At 36.2% G+C, this 16637-nt stretch carries 15 protein-coding genes; 13 read left to right on the top strand and 2 right to left on the bottom strand.

What is annotated here, in order from left to right; all coding sequences use genetic code 11:
• Nucleotides 1-268 precede the first annotated feature (268 nt).
• A complete protein-coding gene (gene ytvI, locus RTP99_RS15215) occupies nucleotides 269-1387 on the bottom strand; it encodes a sporulation integral membrane protein YtvI (protein ID WP_001081377.1) in 1119 nt (372 codons plus the stop codon).
• Nucleotides 1388-1949: 562 nt separating this feature from the next.
• On the opposite strand from ytvI, the gene RTP99_RS15210 reads away from it, so the two are divergent.
• From RTP99_RS15210 to RTP99_RS15190, 5 genes are all read left to right on the top strand, one after another.
• The gene (locus tag RTP99_RS15210) at nucleotides 1950-2411 is read left to right on the top strand and encodes a DUF441 domain-containing protein (RefSeq protein ID WP_000625507.1); all 462 of its coding nucleotides are present in this window, start codon (nucleotides 1950-1952) and stop codon (nucleotides 2409-2411) included.
• Nucleotides 2412-2798: 387 nt separating this feature from the next.
• Complete coding sequence (gene citZ / locus RTP99_RS15205; protein ID WP_000503657.1) at nucleotides 2799-3947, top strand: citrate synthase; 1149 nt, start codon at nucleotides 2799-2801, stop codon at nucleotides 3945-3947.
• A gap of 160 nt (nucleotides 3948-4107) precedes the next feature.
• Nucleotides 4108-5400 carry an NADP-dependent isocitrate dehydrogenase gene (gene icd, locus RTP99_RS15200; protein ID WP_000206903.1) on the top strand — a complete coding sequence of 431 codons (1293 nt, stop codon included), beginning with the start codon at nucleotides 4108-4110 and terminating at the stop codon, nucleotides 5398-5400.
• Nucleotides 5401-5419: 19 nt separating this feature from the next.
• On the top strand, nucleotides 5420-6358 hold the full coding sequence (mdh, locus tag RTP99_RS15195) for a malate dehydrogenase (protein WP_000153232.1): 939 nt from the start codon (nucleotides 5420-5422) through the stop codon (nucleotides 6356-6358).
• Nucleotides 6359-6574: 216 nt separating this feature from the next.
• The gene (locus RTP99_RS15190; RefSeq protein ID WP_000914180.1) at nucleotides 6575-7048 is read left to right on the top strand and encodes a MaoC family dehydratase; all 474 of its coding nucleotides are present in this window, start codon (nucleotides 6575-6577) and stop codon (nucleotides 7046-7048) included.
• A 56-nt stretch (nucleotides 7049-7104) separates the two neighbouring features.
• Here RTP99_RS15190 and RTP99_RS15185 read toward each other — a convergent pair whose 3' ends face one another.
• Nucleotides 7105-7236: a hypothetical protein gene (locus RTP99_RS15185; RefSeq protein WP_001241582.1), complete on the bottom strand. Its 132-nt coding sequence runs from the start codon at nucleotides 7234-7236 to the stop codon at nucleotides 7105-7107.
• A 94-nt stretch (nucleotides 7237-7330) separates the two neighbouring features.
• Between RTP99_RS15185 and RTP99_RS15180 the strand changes: the two genes are divergently transcribed.
• The 8 genes from RTP99_RS15180 (at nucleotide 7331) to RTP99_RS15145 (ending at nucleotide 16459) form a co-directional block, all read left to right on the top strand.
• Nucleotides 7331-7570 carry a hypothetical protein gene (locus RTP99_RS15180; protein WP_000415561.1) on the top strand — a complete coding sequence of 80 codons (240 nt, stop codon included), beginning with the start codon at nucleotides 7331-7333 and terminating at the stop codon, nucleotides 7568-7570.
• Nucleotides 7571-7724: 154 nt separating this feature from the next.
• Entirely contained in the window at nucleotides 7725-8444 is a 720-nt protein-coding gene (phoP, locus tag RTP99_RS15175) for a two-component system response regulator PhoP (protein WP_001065225.1), read from the top strand.
• Nucleotides 8437-10200 carry a sensory box histidine kinase PhoR gene (phoR, locus tag RTP99_RS15170; protein ID WP_001032130.1) on the top strand — a complete coding sequence of 588 codons (1764 nt, stop codon included), beginning with the start codon at nucleotides 8437-8439 and terminating at the stop codon, nucleotides 10198-10200. The genes phoP and phoR overlap by 8 nt, the downstream gene beginning before the upstream one ends.
• Nucleotides 10201-10485: 285 nt before the next feature.
• Nucleotides 10486-13119, top strand: a complete 2634-nt coding sequence (gene polA / locus RTP99_RS15165) for a DNA polymerase I (protein ID WP_000412821.1) — start codon at nucleotides 10486-10488, stop codon at nucleotides 13117-13119.
• 12 nt (nucleotides 13120-13131) lie between these two features.
• Nucleotides 13132-13962 carry a DNA-formamidopyrimidine glycosylase gene (mutM, locus tag RTP99_RS15160; protein WP_001114498.1) on the top strand — a complete coding sequence of 277 codons (831 nt, stop codon included), beginning with the start codon at nucleotides 13132-13134 and terminating at the stop codon, nucleotides 13960-13962.
• A 72-nt stretch (nucleotides 13963-14034) separates the two neighbouring features.
• Nucleotides 14035-14667, top strand: coding sequence for a sporulation membrane protein YtaF (ytaF, locus tag RTP99_RS15155; protein ID WP_000281752.1), 633 nt, complete (start codon nucleotides 14035-14037; stop codon nucleotides 14665-14667).
• 51 nt (nucleotides 14668-14718) lie between these two features.
• Nucleotides 14719-15321 (top strand): dephospho-CoA kinase, encoded by a 603-nt coding sequence (gene coaE, locus RTP99_RS15150; RefSeq protein ID WP_000219317.1) that lies wholly within the window; start codon nucleotides 14719-14721, stop codon nucleotides 15319-15321.
• 109 nt (nucleotides 15322-15430) lie between these two features.
• Nucleotides 15431-16459, top strand: coding sequence for a glyceraldehyde-3-phosphate dehydrogenase (locus RTP99_RS15145; protein WP_000198972.1), 1029 nt, complete (start codon nucleotides 15431-15433; stop codon nucleotides 16457-16459).
• Nucleotides 16460-16637 lie beyond the last annotated feature (178 nt).

Here is a 16637-nt window from a genome sequence, read left to right as displayed (position 1 = left end):
TTAAGTCTCATTTTATGCCATTTTGTATATTTATTCATTTACATAAAAAGTAATAAATGTAAGTAATAATTATAATGATAACAGAATAAATATGTAAAAACACCACGAAATATGCGTTTTTTTATGCAAAAAAACAAGAGAATTATCTTTTTTGAGTGCAATTCTCTTGTTTTATGTAATGAGTATGAAAAATAAGTACAAGGAATAATCAGTGGGAATTTCCCACTGATTACATGTAAGTTTTTTGTTGTGTATGAATTAGAAACTATTATTTTGAAGGTGAGCCTTTAATATATTTCCACAAATCATGGAATACACGAGCTTTGTGTAATGTATTAAGTAGTACTAAGGTGACTGGACCGATGATTAATCCTAAGAAGCCAAAGAGCTTAAAGCCGACAAATAGAGCAATCAGTGTTGCTAATGGATCAAGGCCGATATTAGATGAAAGTACCTTTGGCTCCATAATTTGTCTTTGGACAATCACGACGATGTATAAAATGAGAAGACCGATGGCGAAAGCAGTGTCGCCAGTGAAAAATACGTATATAACCCAAGGAACGAAGACAGCTCCTGTTCCTAAATACGGGAGTAAATCTACAACCCCTGTAATAATCGCGATAGTAATGGCGTATGGTACGCGTAATATTAAAAGTCCGATTAATACAATAACAGTTGTCATAGATACGAGTGTAAGTTGTGCTTTAACAAAACCGAATAAAGCTTTTCTTAAATCCACAAAAATAGTTTTTCCATAGCCATGAACACGGTTGGGCAAAAACTTTCTTACCTTCTGAGCAAGACGATGCCAATCGTAACTAATGAAGAAAGTGGCTAATAAAACGAAAACAAGTACAGTTAAAGTAGTTGGTAGTGCACTAATAAAATTTGTTAACCCGCTTATAATAGCGGTTAAAAGTTCTTTCATTTGCGTCGTTGCTTCAGTTCCTAAGTTTTGAATGTTTTGTGTAATCGTATAGCGCTGTGGTTCCCCAAGATGATTAAATTTAGAAATTAAATCATCATAGAGAGGCATAATATGATTAAGTGCAAACTGCTGAGCGAATGCAACGATATCCGGAAATTTTACTGTAACAAGTTGTAGTAAGTATGTTGTAGCAGATATTGCTTCTGTTACAAGGTATGTAACGAGTCCGACGATAGCTCCAAATACGAGAATTAAGCTAACGAGTACTGCGAGTGCGCGAGGAAATTGTAGTTTTTGATTAAGAAAATTGACGACAGGATTAATCAAATAAGCAAATGCGAAAGCGATAATAAAAGGATAGATAAGTCCTGACATATATAGTAATGCATAGAACCCGGCTACCGTAGCTACAATGACAAATATGAGTCGCAATATCATATATAGTAAGTTTCGATTCAAAGATGTATACCTCCCATTCCAATTTGGATTATCCTAATTCGTTCAACTTATAACGAGTGTGCCCCACTGATTAAAGTTTCACTTTACCCCGCTTTAACGGGCAGTAAATCTCCTGCCCGAAGTGCAGCTGTATCAAAGGAGTTACATGGAGATAAACTGTCCGTAAAAGCCCGATTGGTGAAGGCTAATAATCAGTGGAAAATGCCCCACTGATTAAAGTTTCACTTTATGTTATAGTGGAATGATGGATTTTTCCTGCTTTTTCAGTACGTGAGTGACTGTGAAAGCTTGGTGTTGATGCTTCTACTATATGGTAAAAACTTCATTTTCTCTTCTTTTTATTTTACCTGTTTCTAATTAGAAAAGAAAGGAGAGACGCCCGTTTTTTAAAATGTATACATGCTTACATTTGTATGGTGAAAGTCTCAGTTTTTCATTTTAAAATGCATAAAAAATGAAGTGATTCATGTTGGATAGGCATCGATATAGCATGTATAACGATAGGTTTAAAGGTATTTTTGTTTGGAAATGAGTTCATTATTTTCAGAAAGGAAGTGCAAACATGATTAGTCAGTCAACGTTATTTTTATTCATACTACTTATTATAGGACTTATTGCGAAAAACCAATCGCTTACTGTAGCTATTGGTGTGTTATTTCTATTGAAATTTACGTTTCTAGGAGATAAAGTCTTCCCTTATCTACAAACGAAAGGGATTAACCTCGGTGTTACGGTTATTACAATAGCAGTACTCGTACCGATTGCAACGGGGGAAATAGGTTTTAAACAACTTGGGGAAGCAGCGAAATCGTATTATGCATGGATTGCTTTAGCTTCAGGGGTAGCAGTTGCTCTGTTAGCGAAAGGTGGCGTACAATTATTAACGACAGATCCTCATATTACAACTGCACTCGTTTTCGGGACAATTATAGCAGTTGCTTTATTTAATGGGGTCGCTGTAGGTCCATTAATTGGTGCTGGAATTGCCTATGCAGTTATGAGTATTATACAGATGTTTAAATAAAGAATTTTATAGTAATATAAAATTTTTGAATTCTTTCTGTTCACAAAAGTCAGATAATTGTTTATAATAGGATTAGAAACTTTGAAAAGTTACATAACAGCAGAGACTTTACACCAGATAAAATAAAAACAACATAAAACAATTTTATAATGATATTGCTTTATGTTGTTTTTATCATAAAACTCTTCGGAATTCATTTTCCTCACTAACTTGTTGTTTTGAGCGTGAGGATTCGGGGAGACATTCACGCTCATGCTTTCCATGTAAACAATGGACAATAAGAGGGGAACATCGCAACAAATTTGCATGATCGTGCATTTTGCTTGCCTAAAGAGTGAACGGGCGTTCATAATTCAAAAGGGGAGCAAATAGATATAAGGAGCAAGGTTGGGAGAATTTTCAGGAAAAGGAGAGAATGTCATGACTGTTATTCGAGGTTTAGAAGGGGTAGTAGCAACAACATCATCTGTGAGCTCTATTATTGATGATACATTAACTTATGTTGGGTATAATATTGATGATTTAGCTGAGAATGCTACATTTGAAGAAGTAGTGTACTTATTATGGCATCGCAAGCTTCCTAACGAGCAAGAACTAGCGGAATTTAAGGAAATTGTATCGGAATACTATAAAGTTCCAGGTGAGATTTTAGCATATTTGAAACAAGTAGATTTAAAAATCGCACATCCGATGTCTGTTTTACGAACTGCAATTTCCATGCTATCATTATACGATGAGAGCGCTGAAATTATGGATGAAAAGTCCAATTATTTGAAAGCGGTTAAATTACAGGCTCAAGTAGGAACTTTAGTTGCTGCTTACGCAAGAATCCGTAAAGGCTTAGATGTTGTTGAGCCTAGAAATGATTTATCATTAGCTGCAAACTTCTTGTACATGTTAAATGATCGCGAGCCAAATGAAGTTGAAATTGAAGCTTTTGATAAGGCGCTTGTACTTCACGCAGATCATGAGTTAAACGCTTCTACATTTACTGCACGCGTTTGTGTAGCTACACTTTCAGATGTATATTCTGGTATTACAGCAGCAATCGGTGCGTTAAAAGGTCCTCTTCACGGCGGGGCAAATGAAAATGTAATGAAGATGTTAACTGAAATTGGCGAAGAAGAAAATGTAGAATCATATATTCATAATGCTCTTCAAAATAAAGTGAAAATTATGGGCTTTGGCCACCGTGTATATGAGCATGGTGATCCACGTGCAAAACATTTACGCGAAATGTCTAAGAGATTATGCGTGCTTTTAGGAGAAGAGAAATGGTATAATATGTCTATCAAAATTGAAGACATTGTAACAAAAGAAAAAGGTCTTCCACCAAATGTTGATTTCTATTCAGCTTCTGTATACCATTGTTTAGGAATTGACCATGACTTATTTACACCTATTTTTGCAATTAGCCGTATGTCAGGCTGGTTAGCTCATATTCTAGAACAATATGAAAATAACCGTTTAATCCGTCCGCGTGCTGATTATAATGGACCAACACATCAAGTTTATGTTCCGATTGCACAACGATAAGCGAATAACACTATTTTGATAGTGAAAATACGCTTTCAAAAGTCTGATTTTTTCGGAAAGATGTAATGATTAGAATATTTTAATTTGAATAACGGTTTGAACTGAGGGGTTATTCCCTCAGTTTCATACATATGAAATTTCAAACATGGGGGTTATCACATTGACGACAGGTGAAAAAATTACTGTAACTAATGGTGTTATGAATGTACCAAACAATCCGATTATTCCATTTATTGAAGGAGATGGAATTGGTCCTGATATTTGGGCAGCTGCATCTCGTGTACTAGAAGCAGCAGTTGAAAAAGCTTATGATGGTGAGAAGAAAATCGTTTGGAAAGAAGTGCTTGCAGGGGAAAAAGCATTCAACCAAACAGGCGAGTGGTTACCAGAAGAAACTTTAAATTTAATTCGTGAATATTTAATCGCGATTAAAGGTCCACTTACAACTCCAGTTGGCGGTGGTATTCGTTCTCTAAACGTAGCACTTCGTCAAGAATTAGATTTATATGTATGTCTACGTCCAGTTCGTTATTTTGAAGGTGTTCCTTCACCTGTAAAGCGTCCGGAAGATACTGATATGGTTATTTTCCGTGAAAATACAGAAGACATTTATGCTGGAATTGAATATGCGCAAGGATCTCCAGAAGCAGAAAAAGTTCTTACTTTCTTAAAAGAAGCAATGGGTGTGAATAAAATTCGCTTCCCAGAAACATCTGGTATTGGTATTAAGCCAATCTCAGAAGAAGGGACAAAGCGTCTTGTTCGTGCTGCAATTCAATATGCAATTAACGAAAAACGCTCTTCTGTTACATTAGTTCATAAAGGAAACATTATGAAATTTACAGAAGGTGCTTTCAAAAACTGGGGTTACGAAGTAGCGGAACAAGAATTCGGCGACAAAGTATTTACTTGGGCTGAATATGATCGTATCGTTGAGAAAGATGGAAAAGATGCAGCGAATAAAGCGATGGCAGACGCTGAAGTGGCTGGAAAAATCATCGTAAAAGATTCTATTGCAGACATCTTCTTACAACAAATTTTAACTCGTCCACGTGAGTTCGATGTTGTTGCAACAATGAACTTAAACGGAGACTACATCTCTGATGCACTTGCTGCACAAGTAGGTGGAATTGGTATTGCACCTGGTGCAAACATTAACTATGTGACTGGACATGCTATCTTTGAAGCTACACACGGTACAGCTCCAAAATATGCAGGTTTAGATAAAGTAAACCCATCTTCAGTTCTTCTTTCTGGTGTATTATTATTAGAGCACTTAGGATGGAACGAAGCTGCGAAATTAGTAACTGCTTCAGTTGAGAAAACAATTGCTTCAAAAGTAGTGACTTATGATTTCGCACGCTTAATGGAAGGTGCAACAGAAGTGAAATGTTCTGAGTTCGCTAATGAACTTATTAAAAACATGGATGTAGCGATAATCAAAAACGCATAATTAAAGCGGGGGGTAAATTATGACAATCAAACGCAAGAAAGTTTCAGTCATCGGTGCAGGATTTACAGGAGCAACAACAGCATTCTTATTAGCACAAAAAGAACTTGCAGATGTTGTATTAGTGGACATTCCACAACTGGAAAATCCAACAAAAGGGAAAGCGTTAGATATGTTAGAAGCGAGCCCAGTACAAGGTTTTGATGCTAACATTATTGGAACATCTGATTACGCAGATACTGCTGATTCTGACGTTGTTGTGATTACAGCAGGTATTGCGCGTAAGCCTGGTATGAGCCGTGATGACTTAGTAGCAACAAACTCTAAAATTATGAAAAGTATTACGCGCGACATTGCAAAACATTCACCAAATGCAATTATTGTTGTATTAACAAATCCAGTTGATGCAATGACATATTCTGTATTTAAAGAAGCGGGATTCCCGAAAGAGCGTGTTATCGGTCAATCGGGCGTATTAGATACAGCTCGTTTCCGTACATTCATCGCTCAAGAATTAAATCTTTCTGTGAAAGACATTACAGGATTTGTTCTTGGTGGACACGGTGACGATATGGTACCTCTTGTACGTTATTCTTATGCAGGTGGCATTCCGTTAGAAACGTTAATTCCGAAAGAGCGTTTAGAAGCAATCGTAGAACGTACCCGTAAAGGTGGCGGTGAGATTGTAGGCTTATTAGGAAACGGTAGTGCATATTACGCACCAGCTGCTTCTTTAGTTGAAATGACAGAAGCAATCTTAAAAGATCAACGCCGTGTATTACCGGCTATTGCGTACCTTGAAGGTGAATATGGTTATAGCGATCTTTACTTAGGGGTACCAGTAATTCTTGGTGGTAACGGAATTGAAAAAATTATTGAATTAGAACTTCTTGCAGATGAAAAAGAGGCGTTAGATCGCTCTGTAGAATCTGTACGTAACGTTATGAAAGTTCTTGTTTAATAATGAAATAGAAGTAGAAAAAGATTCGGGGCCCCGAATCTTTTTCTACTATTTATACAAATGTTTTTTTGAAATAACATGAAAACGCTATCATTTGTAATATCCTATAATGAAACTGTAGATTTATACTATACATTGCCCTCATCATAGTAAATTTCGGATCAGGTATCGCTTTTCGTAGGATAATAAGGTGAAAAAATCGGAGGGGGTTGTAACATGTTAAAGAAAAAAGTTCAAATCGGTCGTAAAATGGATGAAATTACAGTAGGAGAGAAATTATCTATCACTGAAAAAATTGAGGATAAAGATTTGTTATTGTACTTAGGGTTAACAAATGATGCCAATCCATTATATATTCAGCATGATTACGCATCCCAAACTCCGTATGAAAAGCCGATTGTACCAAGCATTATGCTAACTGGAATGATTACAACGGCAGTTACGAAATATTTACCAGGTCCAGGTAGTCATATTACGAGAAAGGACCTTACGTTCGTGAAGCATGTTCACCATTATGAAACGTTACAAATCCACTTTGAAGTAGTGGCTGTTTCTGAGGAGGAACATACAATTGATATGCTTGTATCTGCTCATGATGAAAAAGGAGAAACGGTTGTAAAAGGTTCCTTAACAGTAACGCCCCCTTTCAAATCAGTTTCTATTATGGAGAAAGCATTAGATAATTTTTAAAACATGAAAATATGAATAGCGCTAGCATACCTTTCATAAAGGAGCTAGCGCTATTTTTAATTGAAGAATCCTTCAGTAAATCCTTGAGCGAAATCTGAACAACCTGTTTTAATCGTATCCCAGCTTGGGGCGTTGAATGTAAGAATGCACGTTACTAGTAAAGATAGAATAGGTAGTACTAGTCGCATAATAGACCTCCACATTGTTTATATCTATATATTAAAATTTACAATATATAAATTGTTAATGTAAGTCAATGAAAGGAGTGATTTTTAAGGTGAGATGGAAAAGAGAAGAGAAGAGGTTATCTTTGAAACGATGAGAGAGGCTGAAGTGTGGGCGGACGGGGTTGCGAATGAAATGCATGGAAGAGTATTTGATGGGTATGAAACGCTAGATTATAAAATAGCGTATGCTCTTTCTTTTTTCTTAGCCCAGGAGAGGGAGTTTACGGTTTGTACGGAAAAACATTTTGAAAAAGGTAGATTCATCTATCGAGTTTGGAGCGCTGAGAGGGGATGAAGTTTTAATTGGTTTTATTTTCGAAGTGTTAGTACAAATGAGCTCCATGTATAGACAATTATATTGAGAGGGACCTTGTTTTCTAGTATGATGAGAATAACGGGGAAAATACTAGGATGAAGAAGGTTTCAAGTCTATAACTTGGAGGAAAAGAATGAACAATCGTATTTTAGTAGTTGATGATGAGGAGTTTATCTTAACTTTAATCGAATTTAATTTACAACAAGCTGGTTTTGAAGTGATAACAGCGATGGATGGAGAAATGGCGCTTCAAAAAGCGACAACAGAACGTCCAGATTTAATTATATTAGATTTAATGCTTCCAAAAATGGATGGTATGGAAGTATGTAAAGAATTACGATTGCAGCGCGTTATGACGCCGATTTTAATGTTAACAGCAAAAGATGATGAATTTGATAAGGTGCTAGGTCTTGAACTTGGGGCAGATGATTATATGACGAAGCCATTTAGCCCAAGGGAAGTTGTTGCGCGTGTGAAGGCAATTTTACGCCGCACGAAATTACAACAAGAAGAGCAAGTTACAGAATCGTCTGATGAAGAGAGCATTACAATTGCTGAACTTAAAATTTTACCAGAGTTTTATGAGGCTTATTTCCAAGGAAGAAAGCTTGAATTAACACCAAAAGAATTTGAACTACTTGTTTATCTTGCGAAAAATAAGAGTCGCGTGTTGACGCGTGATCAATTATTAAGTGCTGTATGGAATTATGATTTCGCTGGTGATACACGAATTGTTGACGTTCATATTAGCCATTTACGCGATAAAATTGAACAAAATACGAAAAAACCGACGTACATTAAAACGATACGTGGTTTAGGATATAAATTAGAGGAGCCAAAAGGGGATGAATAAATTTCGTTCCAGGCTTCTTTTTACATTTGTTTCTCTTATTGTTTTTATTTTAGTCGGACTCGGTTTATTGCTGGAGACCGTGTTTGAAAACTATTATATAGATCATGCGAAAGAGAGAATGGTAAAAGAGACAGAGTATGTTGCGGTATTAGCAGAAGAACAAGGTTTTGATGATGTTTTAAAAAATCCATATGTATTTGAGAAGTTAGAAGAAAAAATACAGGCTTCTATTGCATTTGTAGATGAAAAAAAGAAGGTTCAATATAGCGGAGGCGAACAGTCTGCGTTTAGCCAAGGGATAATGAAAGAACTTACTTCTGAAACAACGAAACAAAGAAATAAAGTCATTACGAAAGAAACAGATCAGAATAACGAATTTTACCATGCGGTGTTCGTGCAAGATGTAGCAGGGAAACAAGGATACATTTTGGTGAAGAGCACAATTGAGCCTTTGAAAGACGTTCATCAAAAAACGTGGGGATTATTAATTATCGGATTTGTTATCGCGTGTCTCGTCGTCGTATTTTTAGGTATGAAAATTACAGGGCAATATATTAGGCCGATTGAATCCGTTACGAAAGTTGCCATCGAATTAGCGAAGGGGAATTATAAAGCGCGCGCTTATGAAAGTCATTCGGATGAAACGGGAATGTTAAGTAAAGCGATTAATATTTTAGCTCGTAATTTACAAGAGATGACACTTGAGCAAGAAATGCAACAAGATCGTCTGCATACGTTAATTGAAAATATGGGAAGTGGAATGATTTTAATTGATAGCCGCGGTTATATCAACCTTGTAAACCGTTCGTATAAGGAAACTTTCCACGTCACAGATGAAGAATATTTAGATCGTTTATATTATGAGTCGTTTCATCATCCGGAAATTATAGAGCTTGTGGAAGAAATTTTTATGACAGAAGTGAAAGTGCGCAAACAAATGTTATTGCCACTTGGCATTGAGCGAAAGCATTTCGAAGTATATGGAGCACCGATTATCGGGACGAACCATGAATGGAAAGGGATTGTCCTTGTATTCCATGACATTACTGAGCTGAAAAAGTTAGAACAAATGAGAAAAGACTTTTTAGCGAATGTTTCTCATGAACTAAAAACGCCGATTACTTCTATTAAAGGTTTTTCAGAAACACTTTTAGACGGTGCTATGGATAATAAAAAATTCTGCGAGCATTTCTTGCATATTATTTTAAAAGAAAGTGAACGTATGCAAGGATTAATTGAAGATTTATTAGATTTATCAAAGATTGAGCAACAAGGATTTAAATTGAGTATGGGGACCGTTGATATGAAGGGACTTCTTGAAGATATTCATATGGTGCTTGATAATAAAGCGGGAGAAAAAGAAATCTCTTTACAAGTAACTACGCTAAAACGTGTCTCTGTCATTGGAGATCCAAGTCGTTTGCAGCAAATCTTTATTAATTTAATGAATAACGCAATCGTATATACACCGGCTGGAGGCGTTGTTTCTGTAGAATTAGCAGAAGATAAATATAATGCTTATATAAAAGTATCAGATACTGGAATTGGTATTAGTAAAGATGAAATTCCACGTATTTTTGAACGCTTTTACCGAGTGGATAAAGCGAGAAGTAGAAATACTGGTGGTACAGGCCTTGGATTATCAATTGTAAAGCATTTAGTCGAGGCGCATCACGGTACGATTACAGTGGATAGTGAAGTTGGGGAAGGGACAACATTTACAGTTGTTTTACCAAAATCAGCAACTGAAAAATAGGATGAAGGATGTTTACAATATATTAACAATGGCTTAATTAAATATTAATAAAGCTCTGTTAATATAATACATGAAAACCCCTTCATCCAAGGAGTAACTTTGGACGAGAATAGTTAAGCTGTTCTCGTCACTTCCCTTTATGCCAATATAAGTCTGTTTTATATATGAAAGAAAATAACCGTTATTTTTCTTCTCTCTATTAGTCATGTTAATATAGAGAGAGGAAAGAAACGGTTTTTTTCTGTGAAAAAAATCATTTCAAATTTGTATGGGGAGGTTTCTGATTTGGAAAAAAAGGTCGTATTAGTAGATGGTAATAATATCGCGTATCGTGCTTTCTTTGCACTACCGCTTTTAAATAACGACAAGGGTATACATACGAACGCAATTTACGGTTTTACAATGATGTTAATGAGAATATTAGAGGAAGAAAAACCGACGCACATGTTAGTAGCATTTGATGCGGGTAAAACGACATTCCGTCATAAAACATATAGTGAGTATAAAGGAGGACGTCAAAAGACTCCACCTGAGTTATCAGAGCAATTCCCGTTTATTCGTGAGATGCTCGATGCATTCAACGTACCGCGTTATGAATTAGAAAATTATGAAGCGGATGACATTATGGGAACGCTAGCGAAAGAAGCGAGTGAACAAGGAGCTAGTGTAAAAGTTATTTCAGGAGATAAAGATTTACTTCAACTTGTTTCTGATAACACGCTTGTATGCATTCCTAGAAAAGGGATTACGGAAGTAGATGAATATACGAAAGAAGCTTTATTTGAGAAATACAGCTTATCACCAAAGCAAATTATCGATATGAAAGGCTTAATGGGAGACCAATCAGATAATATTCCAGGTGTACCAGGAGTTGGTGAAAAAACGGCGATTAAATTGTTAACACAGTTTGGAACAGTTGAAGAAGTGTATGAAAATATAGATCAAGTAAGCGGGAAGAAATTAAAAGAAAAGCTGGAAGCAAATAAAGAGCAAGCTCTTATGAGTAAAGATCTTGCAACGATTATTACAGATGCGCCGATTACTGTGCATGTGGATGATATGGAGTATAAAGGGTATGAAGCAAGTGATGTCATTCCAATGTTCGAGAATTTAGGATTCACATCTCTTTTAAATAAATTAGGTGTTACGCCAGAAGAAACGGCTCCAGCTGAATTAGATGATATTACATTTGATATCGTGGAAGAAGTTACAGAAGAAATGCTTCAACAAGATAGTGCGCTTATCGTTGAAGTACAAGAAGATAATTATCATAAAGCAGACATTCAAGGTTTCGGTATTCAAAATGAAAACGGATGTTACTTTATTCAGACAGACATTGCTCTTAAGTCAGATGCTTTTAAAGAGTGGCTTGCAGATGGAGAAATGAGAAAGTATACATTTGATGCGAAGCGTGCGATCGTTGCACTGAAATGGAACGGTATAGATATGCAAGGGATTGACTTTGATTTATTAATTGCTGCTTATTTACTTGATCCGGCTGATACAGATAAAGATTTCCGTACTGTAGCGAAAATGAAAGAAACGCATGCTGTGAAATCCGATGAAGAAGTTTACGGAAAAGGTGCGAAGCGTGCTGTTCCAGAGCTAGAGATAGTAGCGGAGCATGTAGCTCGTAAAGTGCATGTATTATATGATGTGAAGCAAACGTTCGTTGAAGAGTTAGAAAAGAATGAGCAATATGAACTGTTTACAGAGTTAGAATTACCACTTGCACGTGTATTAGCTGATATGGAAGTAAAAGGTGTAAAAGTTGATACAGAACGTCTTCGTAATATGGGAGAAGAACTTGCCGGTAGATTAAAGGAGATGGAACAGGAAATTTATAAGCTGGCGGGAAGAGAATTTAATATTAATTCACCGAAGCAACTTGGTGTTATTCTGTTTGAGAATTTAAACTTACCGGTTATTAAGAAGACGAAAACAGGTTATTCTACGTCAGCTGATGTACTAGACAAGCTGATGGATCACCATGAAATTATTCCAAACATTTTACATTACCGTCAATTAGGGAAACTAAATTCAACTTATATTGAAGGTTTATTAAAAGTTGTACATGAAGATTCATCTAAAATTCATACTCGTTTCAATCAAGTATTAACGCAAACGGGCCGATTAAGTTCAACGGATCCAAACTTGCAAAATATCCCGATTCGACTAGAAGAAGGAAGAAAGATTCGTCAGGCATTCGTTCCATCAGAAGAAGGATGGATTATGTACGCGGCAGATTATTCGCAAATTGAACTTCGTGTATTAGCTCATATTGCAAATGATAAAGGGCTAGTTGAAGCGTTCCAACATGACATGGATATTCATACGAAAACAGCTATGGATGTATTTGGCGTTGAAAAAGATGAAGTAACTTCAAATATGAGACGACAAGCGAAAGCTGTTAACTTCGGAATTGTGTATGGTATTAGTGATTATGGTCTTTCACAAAACTTAGGAATTACAAGAAAAGCAGCAGCGGAATTTATTGAAAAGTATTTAGAAAGTTTCCCTGGTGTACAAGAATACATGGATGACATCGTAAAAGATGCGAAACAAAAAGGGTATGTGGCTACATTATTAAATCGCCGCCGTTACATTCCGGAAATTACGAGTCGTAATTTCAACTTGCGTAGCTTTGCTGAGCGTACAGCTATGAATACACCAATTCAAGGTACTGCAGCAGATATTATTAAAAAAGCGATGATTATTATGGCAGATCGTTTAGAAGAAGAAGGATTACAAGCACGTCTTCTATTGCAAGTACACGATGAATTAATATTTGAAGCACCAAAAGAAGAAATTGAAAAATTAGAGAAGCTTGTACCAGAAGTAATGGAGCATGCAATTGAACTCGCAGTTCCGCTGAAAGTTGATTATTCTTACGGTCCAACTTGGTACGATGCAAAATAAGGAAGTGATGAAATGCCTGAATTACCAGAGGTTGAAAACGTCAGACGGACACTTGAAAATCTTGTAACAGGAAAAACAATTGAAGATGTCATTGTTACCTATCCCAAAATAGTAAAACGTCCAGATGATGCAAAAATCTTTAAAGAAATGCTAAAAGGCGAGACGATTGAAAATATAAAGCGAAGAGGAAAATTTTTGCTTTTATATGTAACGAATTATGTCATTGTTTCACATTTGCGTATGGAAGGTAAATTTTTACTGCATCAAGAGGATGAGCCAATTGATAAGCATACGCACGTCCGTTTCTTATTTACAGATGGAACTGAATTACATTATAAAGATGTGAGAAAGTTCGGTACGATGCATCTCTTTAAAAAAGGTGAGGAAATGAATCAAATGCCTCTTGCTGACTTAGGTCCAGAGCCATTTGATGCTGAATTGACACCACAGTATTTACAAGAGAGATTGCAAAAGACGAATCGTAAAATAAAAGTTGTATTATTAGACCAGCGTCTTTTAGTAGGACTTGGAAATATATATGTAGATGAAGTTTTATTCCGTTCTCAAATTCATCCAGAACGAGAAGCGTCGTCTTTAACAGCAGAAGAAATTGAGCGAATTTATGAGGCGACTGTTACAACGTTAGGCGAAGCAGTGAAGCGTGGCGGAAGTACAATTCGAACGTATATCAACTCACAAGGGCAAATTGGCTCATTCCAAGAACTTCTAAATGTATATGGAAAAAAAGGAGAACCGTGTGTGACTTGCGGTACGATATTAGAAAAAACAGTTGTTGGCGGAAGAGGAACGCATTACTGCCCGATTTGTCAGCCAAGAATATAGAAAAGAGATAACATCGGATAGGCATTTGTCATATACATACAGCAGAGCTATGTATAAGGGAGGAGCTTACCGATGTACCTTTATTTATCTCTTATTTTATTAGCTTTTACATTAAGCTTAGATAGCTGTAGTGTAGGGCTAACATATGGTTTAAGAAGCGTAAGAATTCCACTAAGATCAATTGTAATTATCGGAATGTGTTCAGCGGCTGTTATGCTTGTTTCAATGGGAATTGGACATATGATCGCGAAAGTATTTTCACCTGTTATCGCAACGCGTATCGGTGGGCTTGTTCTTATTGGAATAGGAATTTGGGTATTATACCAATTTTTTCGAAGTGAGAAAAAAGAAGAACCGAAGCAAGAGGAGAAGGTCTGGAAGTTAGAGATTGCCTCGCTTGGGTTAGTCATTCAAATTTTACGGAAACCGACTGTAGCAGATTTCGATAAATCAGGCACCATTTCTGCAGGAGAAGCATTGCTTCTTGGTATCGCTCTTTCTGTAGATTCATTCGGTGCTGGAATTGGTGCATCTTTATTAGGGTATACACCCGCTATGATGGCGATATTAGTTGCAGTGATGAGTTCTTTGTTTTTATTTATTGGAATGAAACTTGGAACGGTTTTATCAAATATGAAATGGTTGCAAAAATTTACATTCCTGCCTGGAGTACTACTCATTATTATTGGAATTTGGAAAATGTAAGTACGGGCGTGGAACATTAGTTTCGCGCCTTTTATTATGAGGAGGGGTATGATGACAGTAGTAATTGGATTAACGGGAGGTATTGCAAGCGGAAAAAGTACAGTATCTCAAATGTTTCGCGAGCTCAGTATACCAGTTATTGATGCAGATATTATTGCACGAGAAGTTGTAGAACGAGGAAAGCCAGCATATAACAAAATTGTAGAAGTGTTTGGAACGGAAGTATTACAAGAAGATGGGGAACTGGATCGGCCGAAATTAGGAAGTGTCGTTTTTTATAATGAAGAGAAACGATTGCAGTTAAACAAAATTGTGCATCCTGCAGTGCGTGAGGAAATGAATAGGCAAAAGGAAATGTACATAAAAGAAGGTATGCAAGCGGTTGTGTTAGATATTCCTCTCTTATTTGAAAGTAAATTAACAAGTCTCGTTGACCGCGTTTTAGTTGTAGCAGTTAAGCCACGTACGCAATTAGAACGTTTAATGAAGCGAAACGATTTTTCAGAAGAAGAAGCAACAGCTCGTATTCAATCTCAAATGCCGTTAGAAGAAAAAGTGAAACGTGCAGATGAAGTGATAAATAATGATGGCACAATTATGGAAACGAAAACACAATTGGAGGTCATTTTAAAGAATTGGAACATTATTGACTAAAAAATTGTGAAATTAATGAAAATGCTTAGTGACATATCCCTTTTTTGTGTTATACTATTATTGGGATTGGAGATAAATAGTATAACGCATTCAAGGGGGATAACATATTATGACTCGTGTGGCAATTAATGGATTTGGACGTATTGGGAGAATGGTATTTCGTCAGGCAATAAAAGAAAGCGCATTCGAAATTGTAGCAATCAATGCAAGCTATCCATCTGAAACGTTAGCACATTTAATTAAATATGATACAGTTCACGGCAAGTTTGACGGAACAGTAGAAGCATTTGAAGATCACTTATTAGTTGATGGGAAAATGATTCGCCTTTTAAACAACCGCGATCCAAAGGAATTGCCTTGGACAGATTTAGGTGTTGAAGTTGTAATTGAAGCAACTGGAAAATTTAATTCAAAAGAAAAAGCAATTCTTCACGTTGAAGCTGGAGCGAAAAAAGTTATTTTAACAGCGCCTGGTAAAAATGAAGATGTAACAATTGTAGTAGGTGTGAACGAAGACCAATTAGATATTACAAAACATACTGTTATTTCAAATGCATCTTGTACAACAAACTGTTTAGCACCTGTTGTGAAGGTGTTAGATGAGCAGTTTGGAATTGAAAACGGTTTAATGACGACAGTTCACGCTTATACAAATGACCAAAAAAATATTGATAACCCACATAAAGATTTAAGAAGAGCACGTGCTTGCGGACAATCAATTATTCCGACAACGACAGGTGCTGCGAAAGCGCTAGCAAAAGTTCTTCCACATTTAAATGGAAAACTTCATGGTATGGCACTTCGTGTACCGACACCAAACGTGTCTCTTGTTGACTTAGTAGTAGATGTAAAACGCGATGTGACAGTAGAAGCTATTAACGATGCATTCAAAACTGTTGCAAACGGTGCGTTAAAAGGCATTGTAGAATTCAGCGAAGAGCCTTTAGTATCTATTGACTTTAATACAAATACACACTCAGCTATTATTGATGGTTTATCTACAATGGTAATGGGTGATCGTAAAGTGAAAGTACTTGCTTGGTATGATAACGAGTGGGGCTACTCTCGTCGTGTTGTAGATCTTGTAACGTTAGTTGTGGATGAATTAGCGAAACAAGAAAATGTACAACATATTTAATTGAATAAGGGGAGGGCAAGTGAATATTTGCCCTCTTTTTTTTATTTTTTTCTGAAAAGGAAAAAAATTATATAAGTATATTTTTAGAAGTGGACATACCACGAAACGTTGAGGTTACTGTATTCGTGAATCATTTATTTTTTTTAGGGAAAAGTAAAGAGGAAAATATGACAGAAAA

This window comes from Bacillus sp. (in: firmicutes), assembly GCF_031983925.1.
GTDB lineage: Bacteria > Bacillota > Bacilli > Bacillales > Bacillaceae_G > Bacillus_A > Bacillus_A pacificus.
This window is presented reverse-complemented; position numbering and strand designations above follow the sequence as displayed.